Source organism: Micromonospora sp. WMMB235, assembly GCF_001855515.1.
Classification (GTDB): Bacteria; Actinomycetota; Actinomycetes; order Mycobacteriales; family Micromonosporaceae; genus Micromonospora; species Micromonospora aurantiaca.
Map to the genome: position 1 here is coordinate 3,126,779 of NZ_MDRX01000001.1, position 12,686 is coordinate 3,139,464.

The 12,686-nt window shown below is 74.1% G+C and carries 16 protein-coding genes; 6 read left to right on the forward strand and 10 right to left on the reverse strand.

Features of this window, described 5'->3' with window-relative positions:
• Positions 1 to 22: 22 nt before the first annotated feature.
• The 4 genes from BFV98_RS13045 to BFV98_RS13060 all read right to left on the reverse strand — a co-directional run bounded on the left by BFV98_RS13045 (position 23) and on the right by BFV98_RS13060 (position 3,155).
• A complete protein-coding gene (locus BFV98_RS13045; RefSeq protein WP_013474293.1) occupies positions 23 to 982 on the reverse strand; it encodes an electron transfer flavoprotein subunit alpha/FixB family protein in 960 nt (319 codons plus the stop codon).
• 12 nt (positions 983 to 994) lie between these two features.
• Complete coding sequence (locus BFV98_RS13050) at positions 995 to 1,774, reverse strand: electron transfer flavoprotein subunit beta/FixA family protein (RefSeq protein WP_013284454.1); 780 nt, start codon at positions 1,772 to 1,774, stop codon at positions 995 to 997.
• A 176-nt stretch (positions 1,775 to 1,950) separates the two neighbouring features.
• Positions 1,951 to 2,355 (reverse strand): hypothetical protein, encoded by a 405-nt coding sequence (locus BFV98_RS13055; protein ID WP_013284453.1) that lies wholly within the window; start codon positions 2,353 to 2,355, stop codon positions 1,951 to 1,953.
• 2 nt (positions 2,356 to 2,357) lie between these two features.
• On the reverse strand, positions 2,358 to 3,155 hold the full coding sequence (locus tag BFV98_RS13060) for a GNAT family N-acetyltransferase (RefSeq protein ID WP_071096457.1): 798 nt from the start codon (positions 3,153 to 3,155) through the stop codon (positions 2,358 to 2,360).
• Positions 3,156 to 3,196: 41 nt separating this feature from the next.
• On the opposite strand from BFV98_RS13060, the gene BFV98_RS13065 reads away from it, so the two are divergent.
• From BFV98_RS13065 to BFV98_RS13075, 3 genes are read left to right on the forward strand one after another with little or no spacing between them, the layout of a single operon-like run.
• Positions 3,197 to 3,583, forward strand: a complete 387-nt coding sequence (locus BFV98_RS13065) for a YidH family protein (protein ID WP_013284451.1) — start codon at positions 3,197 to 3,199, stop codon at positions 3,581 to 3,583.
• Positions 3,580 to 3,879 (forward strand): DUF202 domain-containing protein, encoded by a 300-nt coding sequence (locus BFV98_RS13070; protein WP_071096458.1) that lies wholly within the window; start codon positions 3,580 to 3,582, stop codon positions 3,877 to 3,879. The genes BFV98_RS13065 and BFV98_RS13070 overlap by 4 nt, the downstream gene beginning before the upstream one ends.
• Before the next feature lie 26 nt (positions 3,880 to 3,905).
• Positions 3,906 to 4,304 carry a PLD nuclease N-terminal domain-containing protein gene (locus tag BFV98_RS13075; RefSeq protein ID WP_013284449.1) on the forward strand — a complete coding sequence of 133 codons (399 nt, stop codon included), beginning with the start codon at positions 3,906 to 3,908 and terminating at the stop codon, positions 4,302 to 4,304.
• Between the two features lie 55 nt (positions 4,305 to 4,359).
• Here BFV98_RS13075 and BFV98_RS13080 read toward each other — a convergent pair whose 3' ends face one another.
• Positions 4,360 to 5,982, reverse strand: a complete 1,623-nt coding sequence (locus tag BFV98_RS13080) for an acetolactate synthase (RefSeq protein WP_013474291.1) — start codon at positions 5,980 to 5,982, stop codon at positions 4,360 to 4,362.
• Between the two features lie 70 nt (positions 5,983 to 6,052).
• Positions 6,053 to 6,826, reverse strand: coding sequence for an enoyl-CoA hydratase/isomerase family protein (locus BFV98_RS13085; RefSeq protein WP_013284447.1), 774 nt, complete (start codon positions 6,824 to 6,826; stop codon positions 6,053 to 6,055).
• A gap of 131 nt (positions 6,827 to 6,957) precedes the next feature.
• Here BFV98_RS13085 and BFV98_RS13090 point away from each other — a divergent pair, with 131 nt between their 5' ends.
• Positions 6,958 to 7,536 (forward strand): DUF6232 family protein, encoded by a 579-nt coding sequence (locus tag BFV98_RS13090; protein ID WP_071096460.1) that lies wholly within the window; start codon positions 6,958 to 6,960, stop codon positions 7,534 to 7,536.
• Here the strand turns inward: BFV98_RS13090 and BFV98_RS13095 are convergent.
• Positions 7,482 to 7,913 (reverse strand): nuclear transport factor 2 family protein, encoded by a 432-nt coding sequence (locus BFV98_RS13095; protein WP_071096462.1) that lies wholly within the window; start codon positions 7,911 to 7,913, stop codon positions 7,482 to 7,484. The genes BFV98_RS13090 and BFV98_RS13095 overlap by 55 nt on opposite strands.
• A gap of 58 nt (positions 7,914 to 7,971) precedes the next feature.
• On the opposite strand from BFV98_RS13095, the gene BFV98_RS13100 reads away from it, so the two are divergent.
• Positions 7,972 to 8,454 (forward strand): DUF6232 family protein, encoded by a 483-nt coding sequence (locus BFV98_RS13100; protein WP_071096464.1) that lies wholly within the window; start codon positions 7,972 to 7,974, stop codon positions 8,452 to 8,454.
• Positions 8,455 to 8,469: 15 nt separating this feature from the next.
• Here the strand turns inward: BFV98_RS13100 and BFV98_RS13105 are convergent, their stop codons facing one another.
• On the reverse strand, positions 8,470 to 9,951 hold the full coding sequence (locus BFV98_RS13105) for an alpha/beta fold hydrolase (RefSeq protein WP_071096466.1): 1,482 nt from the start codon (positions 9,949 to 9,951) through the stop codon (positions 8,470 to 8,472).
• Between the two features lie 94 nt (positions 9,952 to 10,045).
• On the opposite strand from BFV98_RS13105, the gene BFV98_RS13110 reads away from it, so the two are divergent.
• Entirely contained in the window at positions 10,046 to 10,810 is a 765-nt protein-coding gene (locus BFV98_RS13110; protein ID WP_013284442.1) for a hypothetical protein, read from the forward strand.
• 45 nt (positions 10,811 to 10,855) lie between these two features.
• Here BFV98_RS13110 and BFV98_RS13115 read toward each other — a convergent pair whose 3' ends face one another.
• Together BFV98_RS13115 and BFV98_RS13120 are read right to left on the reverse strand one after the other, a co-directional pair.
• Positions 10,856 to 11,752 carry a ribokinase gene (locus tag BFV98_RS13115; RefSeq protein ID WP_071096468.1) on the reverse strand — a complete coding sequence of 299 codons (897 nt, stop codon included), beginning with the start codon at positions 11,750 to 11,752 and terminating at the stop codon, positions 10,856 to 10,858.
• A gap of 16 nt (positions 11,753 to 11,768) precedes the next feature.
• On the reverse strand, positions 11,769 to 12,608 hold the full coding sequence (locus BFV98_RS13120) for an ABC transporter ATP-binding protein (RefSeq protein ID WP_013474286.1): 840 nt from the start codon (positions 12,606 to 12,608) through the stop codon (positions 11,769 to 11,771).
• Between the last annotated feature and the right edge of the window lie 78 nt (positions 12,609 to 12,686).

The following is a 12,686-nucleotide window of genomic DNA, read 5'->3' on the forward strand; positions in this document are numbered from 1 at the left end:
GCGGCCTTCTTTCACGCGACGCTCACTTGCGCTTGCGGATCTCCTCGGCGGCCTGCGGGACGACCTTGAACAGGTCGCCGACCACGCCGTAGTCGGCCAGCTCGAAGATCGGCGCCTCGGCGTCCTTGTTCACCGCGACGATGGTCTTCGAGGTCTGCATGCCGGCCCGGTGCTGGATCGCACCGGAGATGCCCAGCGCGACGTAGAGCTGCGGGGAGACGGTCTTGCCGGTCTGGCCCACCTGGAACTGGTGCGGGTAGTAGCCGGAGTCGACTGCCGCGCGGGACGCGCCGACCGCGCCGCCGAGCAGGTCGGCCATCTCCTCGACCAGCTTGAAGTTGTCGGCGTTGCCGACACCGCGACCGCCGGAGACGACGACCGACGCCTCGGTCAGCTCGGGGCGGGAGCCCTTCTGCTCGGCGACCCGCTCGACGACCTTGGCCAGCTTGTCCGCGTCGGTGACCGACACGGTGAGCTGCTCGACCGCCGGGGTGGCAGCGGCCGGGGCCGGGTTGAGCGAGTTCGGCCGGACGGTGACCAGCGGCAGGCCCTTGGTGACCTTGGACTTGACGATGGTGGAGCCGGCGAACGCGACCTGGGTGGCGGTGCCGTCGGCGGCCAGGCCGACCACGTCGGTCAGGATGCCGTTGTCCAGCTTGACCGCCAGGCGGGCGGCGATCTCCTTGCCCTCCTGCGACGAGGCGAGCAGCACGGCGGCCGGCTGGACGCGCTTGACCAGCTCGGCGACCACCGTGGCCTTGGGGGCCACCAGGTAGCCGTCGATCTCCTCGCCCTCGGCGGCGTAGATCTTCTCCGCGCCGTACTCGCCGAGCTTGGCGCTCAGCGCCTCGGCCGCGCCGGCGCCACCGAGGACGACGGCGCTCGGGGTGCCCAGCTCGCGGGCGAGGGTGAGCATCTCCAGGGTGACCTTCTTGACGCCGAATTCCTTCGTGGCTTCGACGACGACGAGAACCTCAGACATGTCAGTGACCTCTCACACGAACTTCTCGGTGGCGAGGAACTCGACCAGCTTCACGCCGCCCTCGCCCTCGTCGGTGATCTTCTCGCCGCCGGAGCGCGGCGGGCGCTTGGAGTGCTCCACCACGGCGCTGGTGGCGCCGTCGAAGCCCACCTCGGCCGGGGCCACGCCCAGGTCGCCCAGGGAGAGCGTCTGCACCGGCTTCTTCTTGGCCGCCATGATGCCCTTGAAGGACGGGTAGCGCGGCTCGTTGATGGTGTCCCAGACGGAGACCACGGCCGGGGTCGAGGCGGTGACCACCTCGTAGCCCTCCTCGGTCTGCCGCTCGACGGTCAGGTTCGACCCGTCGACGGTGAGCTTGCGCGCGCCGGTCAGGGCGGCCACGCCCAGCCGCTCGGCGATCATGTGCGGCATGACCTGGACCCGGCCGTCGGTCGACTCGGCGCCGCAGATGACCAGGTCGGCGTTGAGCTGCCCGAGGGCGGCGGCGAGCACCTTCGAGGTGGCCACCGCGCAGGAGCCGTGCAGGGCGTCGTCCACCACGTGGACGGCCTTGTCCGGGCCCATGGAGAGCGCCTTGCGGATCGACTCGGTCGCCCGGTCCGGACCCATGGTCAGGATGGTGACCTCGCCGCCGTGCGCCTCCTTGATCTTCAACGCCTCTTCGATGGCGTACTCGTCCATCTCGTTGATGACGTTGTTCGCCGAACCGCGGTCGACGGTGTTGTCGTCAGAACGCAGGTTGCGGTCCGCGCCCGAATCGGGCACCTGCTTGACGAGTACGACGATGTTCATCGCGCTTCGACGACCCTCCTGTTTGGTGTAGCGATCACTCGCCCGGTCACGGGCGCAGCCTCCCGCGTGACGCAACGTGGGTCAACCGCGGGCTGCTGTGCACTTCCCCACGGAGCAATGTTACCCGCAAGTAGCATGGCCACCCCGGCGGCCCGGAGTGACGCAACTCACCACCGTCACGCCGGCTCAGCCAGCGCCTGCCGGATCTTCTCGATCGCCGCCGCCTCGGCCGGCTCGATCCCCCGGTGCGCCTGGGCCACCCGCTCCGCAGCGGCCAGCACCACCGACCGGTACGTCTCGACGTCGCCCGGCGACTTGGCGCGCAGGATCTCCACCGACCGGCCCAGCGCGGGCAGCACCACCGACTCGACCTCCAGGACCGAGTCCCGGGGGAGCTGCGGCAGCGGCCCGGTGGTCAGCGCCTCCTTGACCACGCCCCCCACCTCGGCGAGCGCGCCGGAGGCGGCGAAGCTCTCCCGCACCATGGCCAGCACCCCGGGTACGGCGTTGGAGACCAGGAAGACGGCACCGAACGCACCGGTCTTCAGGGTGAGCCGCTCGTCCGCCGTCAACCGTTCCATGATCACGGAGTGTAGACGTACGGCGTGGAGGTGGTGACCGCAACGAGCCCGAGCCGCTCCAGGATGGGGCGGCTGTCCGGCGAGCAGTCCACCTGGAGCAGCGTCTTGCCGCGCTGCTGCGCCAGCCGCGCCCGGTGGGCCACGAGCGCCCGGTAGACGCCCTTCCTGCGCCACTGCGGCAGCGTCGAGCCGCCCCAGAGGCTGGCGAAGCCGGTGCCCCGCTGGTAACGGATCCAGCCGGCACTGATCACGGTCTCGCCCGCCTCCGCCACCACGATCGTGATCGACTGCGGATCGGCCTCGATCTCCCGGACCAGTCCGTACACCAGGTGGCTGCGGTCGGAGTGCCAGACCTCCTCCTCCATCGCGGCGATCCGCTCCAGGTCCGCCCGGCTGGTGACCTCGCGCAGGCGTACCCCCTCGGGGAGCACCGGGACGGCGGCGGCGAGCGGCGCGACCGGGCCGACCACGACCGTCTCCTGGTCCTCCGGGACGAATCCGGCGGCGCGCAGCCGGTCGGCCAGGTCGGCCGGCTCGTCGTGACCGGCGAGCTTCCACTCGACCGGCTCGCCCCGGTCCCAGAAGACCTCGACCTGCCGGGCGATGAGCGCGTCCAGCTCGGCGCCGGCCAGACCGTCGAGCGTCCGGTACGTCAGGAAGCCTCGGTGGTCGAGCCCGAGCACGCGGAACAGCGGGCCGTCGCGCTCGACCGTCACCCCGGCCGGCAGCGGGTCCGGCAGCTCCGGTCGGATCTGGCTGTCGTAGGCGTCGCGCAGCTCGCGCGCGTCAAGATCGGTCATCCCCCCAGGCTAGGCGCGGGGCAAAGCGGATAATCGGCAGCGTGTGGGAGTCGATCAAGAGCTGGTTCGACCCGCGTGAGCTGCGTTCGGTCGGCACCCCGCCGGACTACCGCTTCTCGCTGGCGAACGAACGGACGTTCCTGGCCTGGCTGCGAACAGGTCTCGCGCTGGTGGCGGGCGGGCTGGCCGCCGCGCAGTTCCTGCCGCCGCTGCGCCTGGCCCACCTGCGCGAGACGCTCGCGGTCGCGCTGCTGCTGCTCGGCGCCACCGTCTCGATCCGGGCGGTCGACCACTGGGCGCGCACCGAACGCGCCATGCGGCTGAACGAGGAGTTGCCCGCGTCCCGCTTCCCGGCCGTCCTCGCACTCGTCGTCGCGGTCGGCGCGCTGCTGCTGGTGGCCGCCGTGCTGGTGGGCGGCGCGCGGTGACCCGTGACCCCGGCCTGCAACCCGAGCGCACCCGGCTGGCGTGGCGGCGGACGCTGCTCACGCTCACCGCGGTGCTGCTGCTCCAGCTCCGGTCGGCGTTCGGCGGCCGGGCCGCGGACGCGGCGCCGGCCGGGCTCGCGGTGGTGGTCTGGCTCGCCGTGCTCGTGGTGACGTGGCACCGGGCCACCGGCACCGGACCGCGCCGGTTCGACAGATGGTCGGTGCCGCTGACCGCGCTCGGTGCGGCCGGACTTGCGGTGCTCGGCGTGGCGCACGTGCTCGGCGGGGTGCGCTGACGAGCGGCGGTGAGCCATCATGAGGCATGGCCCGCCTCTACGTGCTGCTCTTCCTGGTCCAGATCGTCCTCGCCGTGTGCGCGCTGATCAGCTGTCTCTCCGCCGACGAGGAGAAGGTCAAGGCGCTGCCCCGGATGATCTGGGTGCTGATCATTCTCTTCTTCCCGCTGGTCGGCTCGATCGCCTGGTTCCTCGTGGGCCGCGAGCGCCCGGCCGGGACCGCCGGCGTCACCGGCACGGCCCGTCCCGCCGCCCCGGCCCGCCGCCCGCTCGCACCGGACGACGACCCGGAGTTCCTCGCCTCGCTGGACGAGCGGTCCCGCCGCGAGGACCAGGAACGGCTGCGGCTGTGGGAGGAGGACCTGCGCCGCCGCGAGGAGGAACTGCGCGGCCGCCCGGACGACAGGGACCGCCCCGAGGTCTGACACGCGCAGCGGGCCGCCCGCCGGTCACCCGGTGGACGGCCCGCACGCGCCGTGGTCAGGCCAGGTTCGACGAACGGGGGTACGCGTCCGCGGGGTCGGTCAGCACGTTCACCAGGTACGGCACGCCCGAGTCGAACGCGCGCCCCAGCGCGGGCCCGAGGTCGGCGGCCTTCTCCACCGTCTCGCCCGCGCCGCCGAGCGCCTCGACCACCTTGTCGTAGCGCAGGCCGGGCTGGAGGTCGGCGGCCACGTCGTAGCCGTACATCGCCCGCATCGGGTGCTTCTCCAGCCCCCAGATGCCGTTGTTGCCGACCACGATCACCACCGGCAGCTTCTGCCGGACCAGCGACTCCACGTCCATCAGCGAGAAGCCGGCCGCGCCGTCGCCCATCAGCACGCAGATCTGCCGGTCCGGGTGGCTGACCCGGGCGCCCATCGCGTAGCCCATGCCGGTGCCGAGGCACCCGTACGGGCCGGGGTCGAGCCAGGTGCCGGGCTGGGCCGGCTCCAGATAGCGGCCGGCGTACGACACGAAGTCGCCGCCGTCGCCGATGGTGATGGCGTCCGGGGCGAGCGCCCTGCGCAGCTCGCCGTAGATCCGGGCCGGGCGGATCGGGTCGGTCTCGGCGGCCATCTCCTCCGCGTCGCGGGCCTTCGCCGCGTCCTCGGCGGTCCGCAGCTCGGCGATCCAGTCGGCGTGGTCGGCCCGGTCACCGGCGTGGTCGGCGAACGCGCCGAGGATCAGCCGCAGGTCACCGGCCGGCGCGGCGGCCGGCTGCACGTGCCCGGCCCGCTGGCTGGGCGCGTCCACGACGTGCACCACCTGGGCGTCGCCGAAGTCGCCGAAGGAGAGCCGGAAGTCCAGCGGGGTGCCGATCACCACGACCACGTCGGCGCCCTTGAGCGCGACCCGGCGGGCCTTGGCGAAGGCGAGCGGGTGCTCCGGCGGCAGCGCGCCCCGGCCCATCCCGTTGGTGAACACCGGCACCCGAAGCGACTCGGCGGCGGCGCGCAGCGCCTCGACGGCGTCGCCCGCGTACACGTCGGAGCCGGCGATGACGACCGGCCGCGACGCGCCGGCGATCAGGCGGGCCGCCTTCGCCACCTCGTCCGGGTCCGGCTCGATCGGCGCCGGCGGCGTGACCGCCGGCAGGTCGGCGTCACCGACCGAGAAGACCGCCTCCAGCGGGAAGTCCAGGAACACCGGGCCGCGGTGCGGGGTGAGCGCGGTGGTCAGCGCCGCCGACACCGCGCGCGGGATGTCGTCGGCGCTGAACACCGTCTCGGCGTGCTTGGTCACCGGCGCGACGAGCGGCAGGTGGTCCATCTCCTGGAGGCTGCCCGAGCCCCAGCGGAACTGCGGCGCCCGCCCACCGAGCACCAGCACCGGTGAGGCGTTGAAGAACGCGCTGGTCAGGCCGGAGACCCCGTTGGTGACGCCGGGGCCGGCGGTGAGCACGGCCAGGCCGGGGCGGCGCTGGAGCTTGGCGACCGCCTCGGCGGCGAACACCGCGGACTGCTCGTGCCGCACGTCGTAGAGGGGGAAACCCGCCCTGTGCGCGGCGTCGTAGAGCGGGAAGACGTGCCCGCCGGACAGCGTGAACATCTCCCGTACGCCGTGCGCGCGTAGTGCCGCGAGTGCCAGATCGCCCCCGTGGCCCTCGATCCGCTCCGTCATGCCATTCCCCTTCGTCGACCGACCGGGGTCACGCTACTGGCCGGTATCGCGGATGTGAACAGCTCTCGCGTCAGCGACCGGTGAAGCCCGGCTTGCGCTTCTCCACGAACGCGGCCATGCCCTCGCGCCGGTCGTCGGTGGCGAACAGCGCCGCGAAGAGCTGGCTCTCCCAGGCCAGGCCCGACGTGAGGTCCATGTCCAGACCGCCGTCGACAGCCGCCTTCGCCGCGCGCAGCGCCTGCACCGGCCCGGTCAGGAACGGCTTCACGTACGCCACCGCGGCGTCGTAGACCTCGGCGGCCGGGACCACCCGGTCGGCCAGGCCGATCCGCAGCGCCTCGGCGGCGTCGACCATCCGCCCGGTCATGATCAGGTCCTTGGCGCGGGCCGGGCCGACCAGGCGGGCCAGCCGCTGGGTGCCGCCGGCGCCCGGGATGATGCCCAGCTTGATCTCCGGCTGGCCGAGCTTGGCGTCCTCGGCGACGATCCGCCAGTCGCAGGCCAGCGCCAGCTCGCAGCCGCCGCCGAGCGCGTACCCGGTGATCGCGGCGACGACCGGCTTGGGGATGCGGGCGATCGCGCCGAGCGCGCTGGACAGGTCGGCAGCGCGCTCCGCCATGTCCACGTAGGACATGTCGGCCATCTCCTTGATGTCCGCACCGGCCGCGAAGACCTTCTCGCCGCCGTACACGATCACGGCGCGGACCTCGGCGTCGCCGGTGGCCGCCGACGCGGCGGCGCGCAACTCCTCCTGCACCTGGGTGTTGAGCGCGTTCATCGGCGGCCGCTCCAGCCGGATGGTGCCGATGCCGTCCTTCACTTCCAGCCTGACGAACTCGCCCACGCTGCCCTCACTTCCTCGTCGAAGTCGCGTGCCAACCTTACGACTCGCCTCGTTGGGGTAGACAGTGTGGTGTCGGCGACTCCCCAGGTCGCCGCCGGAGTCGCCGCAGCCCCGCCACCGGGAGTGAGGCCATGATCACCTACTACGACGACCACTCCGTCCAGGTCACCTCCACAGCGGTACGGGTGGACGGGCGCAGCTACCCGCTGGCCGAACTGACCACCGTGTGGCACCGGCGGGGCGACCGCTCCTGGCGGGTGCTCGCCGGGCGCGGCGCGACCGGGGCCGCGCTCGCCGGGCCGCTGGTGGCCGCCGTGCTGGGCATCGCGCTGGCCGTGTGGCTGCAGCGCTCGGCGGCGGTCACCGTCGCCATCGTCGGCGTCTCGGTGCTGGTCGGCCTTGCCGTCGGCCCGCTCGCGGACTTCCTCTTCGAACACCTGGACCGCTCGTACGCCCGGGGCAGCCGGGAGATGGAGATGTGGGCCGAATGGCGGGGCCGCCCGGTGCGGCTGCTGCACACCCGCGACGCGATGCGCTTCGGGCAGGTCTACCGGGCGGTGCAGCGCGCCATGGAGAGCCTGCCGTCCGCACCGGGTCGCCCCGGGCCGGGCCGTACCGCACCCGGTCGTCCCGCGACCGGTCCTGCCGCGACGGGTCAGAACGTGATCGGCTCGTCCGGCAGCAGGCCGAGCCCGCGCAACAGGCCGTAGGTGTCCTGCTCGCCCCAGAACTGCACGATCCGGCCGCCGGCCAGGCGGTACATCTTGCAGGCGCTCTGCACGGTGGTCGCACCGGTCGCGTCCCGCCGGTACGTCTGCGCCAGCGACACCACCACCCGGTCCCCGGCCGCGAAGATCTCCCGAACCTCTTGGTCGATCACCGTCAGGCCGGGTGAGGAGACGGCGGCCTCGGGGTAGCGCCTGCCGCGCACCGCGGTGCCGGAGCCGTAGATCTCCACGTCCTCGTCGACCACCTCGGCCAGTTCGGCCAGGTCCTTCGTGACGAAGGTGCGCAGGTAGCGCCTGACCACCTCGACGTTGCGCGCCTGCTCGTCACCGCCGGTTCCGGCCCCGTTCCGGTCCGTCATGCCGTCATCCTACCGACGCTCGACCGTCCGGTGTCGACACACGCGGTTAGGCTGATTCATGGTCCTCTATTACCGGGACGACGCCGTACAGGTCACCTCGGAGGCGATCCACGCGGGCGGGCAGGTCGTCGCGCTCGCCGACGTCACGTACGTCTGGCACGCGCGCGGCGCCACCACACTCGCCGTCCGGGGACGGGTGCTGGGCCGCGGGGTGCTGGTCCTGCTGCTGTCGCTGCCACCCCTCGTCGCTGTGGTCTGCGTGCTCTCGCTGGCCTGGTCCGCGCAGGACCGCGGCGAGTGGAAACTGGCCCTGATCATCCTGGCCGCGTTCGTGGTGGCGGGGCTGGCGCTCACCCCGTTCCTGGAGGTGCCGCTCGGGTGGCTGGACCGCTCCTACGAGCGCGGCAACCGGGTGCACGAGCTGTGGGTGCAGCACCACGGCCGGGAGACGATGCTGGTCCGCACGCCCGACGCGCTGCGGTTCGGGCAGATCTACCGGGCCGTGCAACGCGCCGTGGAGCAGCAGACCGACCGCCGCTGAGCCGCCCGGCGACGGTCAGGCCAGCGGCAGCGTGGTCGCGATCGGCCAGGCGAGCACCACCGCCCCGACCGACGACGCCAGCCACCACGGCGCGGCCCGGCGGCGCAACACCACGGCCCAGGCCGCCTGCCAGGCCACCAGCGCCGCGAACAGCGGCACCACCAGCAGCACGAACCCGGGTGCCAGGCCGAGCACCGCGGCGACGGCGAGCACCAGCACGGCGATCCCGCCGGTGGCCGCGTAACGGATGCCGTGGCCGTCCGCGAGCCGTTCGGCGCCGAGCAGGAAGACCAGGCAGCAGAACGTCACCAGGGGCAGCAGCCACCACCGGGCCCCGACCGGCACGGTCGAGGTGAGGCCGAGGTGCAGCGGCAGCGCGACGGCGAGCGCGGCGTACCCGAGGAGCACGACGGCGACGGCAGCGGACCGGACGCCGCCCTCGGTCACCGGTGGCCGGCGGGGTTGCGCGAAGCGTGCCGCGGCGGCCAGCAGCACGCCGGTGAACAGCAGGAACACTGCCACGTACCCGCCCACGGCGAGCGGCAGCCGGGCGGTCGGCAGCAGTGCGGCGAGCGCGGCGCCCAGCCCGGCCGCCGCCACCGTCGCGGCGAGCCACCGGCCCGCACCCGTACGCGGACCGCCGGTGCCCGCCCCCGCCCGGCGCGGTAGCAGCGCCGCCAGCGGCACGAAGCCCAGCGCGAGCCCTGCCAGCAGCAGCCCGGCGCCGCCCGGCCGGGTCAGCGGGGCCGGCGGCGGCCCGCCGGTACGGTCCGGGAGCGCGTCGAGCACCGCGGCGTGGGTACGCGGCGCGAACAGCACCGACACGTGCTCGGTGCCCGGTGCCACCACCCGCGTGCGGGTGCCCGGTGGCGCGTCCCGCGTCGCCTCGTCGACCGCCTGGCGGAAGCCGGCGAACTCCAGCCCGCCCACCACGAGCGTCAGCCTCCCGGGCCAGCCGGCCGGCACGTCACCGCCGTCGGGCAGCGAGATCGCCACGGTCCGGTCGATCTCCGGATGCGCGACCGCGTACCGGGTGACCGCGCCGGCGCCCATCGAGTGCCCGACCAGGACGATCCGGTCCGGGTCGACGCCGGGACGCCCGCGCAGCCAGGCGACCGCCACGTCCAGGTCGTGCCGCAGCAGCGCCCGGCTGCGTTCCTCGTCCCGGCCCGCACCGGGTAGCCGGGCGTGGCTGGCGCCGTGGCCGGCGAAGTCGAGCAGCACCGCGATCCCGCCCCGGCGGGCCACCGAGTCGGCGAGCGGCCGCATCAGCCGGGCCGACCCGGCGAAGCCGTGCGCGATCACCACCCCGGGCCGCAGGTCGCCGCTCGCGCCGTCCGCCCGGACCTCGGTCAGCGGGACTCCCGCCACGGTCGCCCGCCGGGTGCTCAGACCGGCGTCGGCACGGACCAGGAGCAGGGCGCCCAGGACGACGGCGAGCAGCGCGACCACGCCGCAGGCGAGCAGTCGCCGCGACGCCGGGCCGGGGGTGGGCATGCCGGCACCCTACGCCGCGTCGGCGGCCCGGCGTGACCTTCGCCGCCCGGCTGCCGTCGGGCGGCACTGGCAGCGACGCCGCACACTGGATGTCATGGCGATCCCTCTTCCCCGGCCCGGCGCCGTGCTCGGCCTCACCCGTACCGCCCTGGACCAGGCGCTCGGCTCGGCCGCCACGGTGGCCTCGGTACCCGCTCGCGCCTTCGCCGTCCTCGATCAGGTGGAGGCGCTGGTCCGGCGGATCGACGGGGTGGTGGACCGGATCGAGGGCACGCTCGACCGCACCGACCGGGTGCTCACCGACGCCGAGACGGCGGTCCGCGAGGTGGCGGTGATCAGCACCGCCGCCACCGCGGCGATCGACACGGCGACCGAGGTGGCCGCCGCGGCGACGGTGGTGGTCGGCGAGGCGCAGCGGGTCTCCGAGGCGGCGGCCACGGTGGTCGGCCAGGCCGACCGGGTGGCCCGGACGGCGGCCGGCGTGGTGACCGAGGCGGAGACGGTGACCGCGCGGGCGGCGGGCACGCTGGCGACCGCCGAGAAGGCGACGGGCGTCGCGACCGAGCTGCTGACCGCGTACGAGGCGACGCTGCGTCGGGCCGCGCCGATGGCAGCCCGTTTCGTGGAGCAGCTCAGCCCGGAGGAGGTGACCGCCGCGATCCGGCTGGTGGACGAGTTGCCGAAGCTCAAGGACCATCTCACCTCGGACGTGCTGCCGATCCTGGCCACGCTGGACCGGGTCGGCCCGGACCTGCACGACCTGCTGGACGTCACACGCGATCTCAAGCTCGCGGTCGCCGGCATCCCCGGGCTCGGCATGCTGCGCCGCCGCGGCGAGCGCCTCACCGACGAGGTGTAAGGAAGGGCCCCTTCTTAACGCCTCCGGTAGAGGAAGGGCCCCTTCTTAACCGCCGGGGAACAGCTCGTCGATCTCCGCGCGGTGCGGCAGAGCCACCGAGGCGCCGAGCTTGCGCACGCACGCCGCACCGGCGGCCGCCGCCCAGCGCACCGCGTCGGCCAGGTCCCGCCCCTCGCCCCAGGCCACCGCGAGCGCGGCGGTGAACGCGTCCCCGGCGGCGGTCGAGTCGACCACGTCCACCGGCACGGCCGGCACGTGCGTCGGCGGGCGGTCCCGGTCGACGTACCAGGCGCCGTCGCCGCCGAGCGTGAGCACCGCCCGGGGCACCAGGTCGAGCAGCGCCGCCGGCTCGTCCCGGCCGCGACCGGTCAGCGCCTGCGCCTCCGGCTCGTTCACCACGAGCAGGTCGGTGGCCGCCAGCAGTTCGGGCGGCACCGACCGGGCCGGCGCGGCGTTGAGCACCACCCGGGTGCCCGCGGACCGGGCCGCCAGCGCCGCCTCGGCCACCGTCTCGACCGGCACCTCCAGCTGCGCGACCAGCACGTCCGCATCGCGTACGGCGGAAAGCTCGCCGGCGGTCAGCGACGTGAACGCGGCGTTCGCCCCGGGGGTGACCAGGATGGCGTTCTCCCCCGCGCCGCCGACCATCACCAGCGCGACGCCGGACGGGCCGTAGACCACCCGCAGGTGGCCGGTGTCCACGCCGGCCGCCGTCATGCGGGCCCGCAGCGTCACGCCGAACGAGTCCGAGCCGATCGCCCCCAGGAAGACACAGGACGCGCCGGCGCGTACCGCGGCGACCGCCTGGTTGGCGCCCTTGCCGCCGGGCAGCATGACGAAGTCGTCGCCCAGCACGGTCTCGCCGGGCCGGGGCAGCGCGGCACCGATGCCGACCAGGTCCATGTTGGCACTGCCGACGACGGCGATCCGGGTCTGCGGCACTGTGTCGTCCCGTCGCTCAGGCGGCGCGGGCGGCCCAGCGGTCGCCGGACCGCGTGACCACCAGCGGAAGGCCGAACGTCTTCGACAGGTTGTCGGCGGTGAGCACGTCGGCGAGCAGGCCCTGCGCCACCACGGCACCCTCGCGCAGCAGCAGCGCGTGGGTGAAGCCCGGCGGGATCTCCTCCACGTGGTGCGTGACCAGCACCATCGCGGGCGCGTCCGGGTCGTACGCCAGCTCGGCCAGCCGGGCCACCAGGTCCTCGCGCCCACCCAGGTCGAGCCCGGCGGCGGGCTCGTCGAGCAGCAGCAGCTCCGGGTCGGTCATCAGGGCGCGGGCGATCTGGACCCGCTTGCGCTCGCCCTCGGACAGCGTGCCGTACGTGCGGTCGGTGAGGTGGCCGACGCCGAGCTGGCGCAGCAGCGCGGCGGCGCGGACCTCGTCGGTGCGGTCGTAGCTCTCCCGCCAGCGGCCGACCACCGACCAGGCGGCGGTCACCACCACGTCGACGACGCGCTCCTCGGCGGGGATCCGCTCGGCGAGCGTCGCTGTGGACAGGCCGATGCGGGTACGCAGCTCGTTGACGTCGGTACGGCCGATACGCTCGCCGAGCACGTGCGCGACGCCGCTGGTCGGGTGCAGCCGGCCGGCGGCCAGGTTGAGCAGCGTGGTCTTGCCCGCGCCGTTCGGCCCGAGCACCACCCACCGTTCGTCCAGCTCGACCCGCCAGTCGACGTCGTGCACCAGCGCCGTGCCGGAACGCTTGACGCCGACCCCGTCGAGGCTGACCACCAGATCCGCGTCCACGGTCGAGGGGGCGAGGGCGCCCGGGGCGCCGGGGATCAGGTCACCAGTCACCGCTCCATCCAATCACGCACCCGGCCCGGCGCCCCCCACGGGCGGCGCCGCCGCCATAGGGTGGGGCGCCGTGTCGTT

Bases quoted from the DNA above. Each gene is read 5' to 3' on its own strand.
- BFV98_RS13045 (WP_013474293.1), bottom strand. From the start codon at position 982: ATGTCTGAGGTTCTCGTCGTCGTCGAAGCCACGAAGGAATTCGGCGTC.
- BFV98_RS13050 (WP_013284454.1), bottom strand. From the start codon at position 1,774: ATGAACATCGTCGTACTCGTCAAGCAGGTGCCCGATTCGGGCGCGGAC.
- BFV98_RS13055 (WP_013284453.1), bottom strand. From the start codon at position 2,355: ATGGAACGGTTGACGGCGGACGAGCGGCTCACCCTGAAGACCGGTGCG.
- BFV98_RS13060 (WP_071096457.1), bottom strand. From the start codon at position 3,155: ATGACCGATCTTGACGCGCGCGAGCTGCGCGACGCCTACGACAGCCAG.
- BFV98_RS13075 (WP_013284449.1), top strand. From the start codon at position 3,906: ATGGCCCGCCTCTACGTGCTGCTCTTCCTGGTCCAGATCGTCCTCGCC.
- BFV98_RS13080 (WP_013474291.1), bottom strand. From the start codon at position 5,982: ATGACGGAGCGGATCGAGGGCCACGGGGGCGATCTGGCACTCGCGGCA.
- BFV98_RS13090 (WP_071096460.1), top strand. From the start codon at position 6,958: ATGATCACCTACTACGACGACCACTCCGTCCAGGTCACCTCCACAGCG.
- BFV98_RS13095 (WP_071096462.1), bottom strand. From the start codon at position 7,913: ATGACGGACCGGAACGGGGCCGGAACCGGCGGTGACGAGCAGGCGCGC.
- BFV98_RS13100 (WP_071096464.1), top strand. From the start codon at position 7,972: ATGGTCCTCTATTACCGGGACGACGCCGTACAGGTCACCTCGGAGGCG.
- BFV98_RS13105 (WP_071096466.1), bottom strand. From the start codon at position 9,951: ATGCCCACCCCCGGCCCGGCGTCGCGGCGACTGCTCGCCTGCGGCGTG.
- BFV98_RS13110 (WP_013284442.1), top strand. From the start codon at position 10,046: ATGGCGATCCCTCTTCCCCGGCCCGGCGCCGTGCTCGGCCTCACCCGT.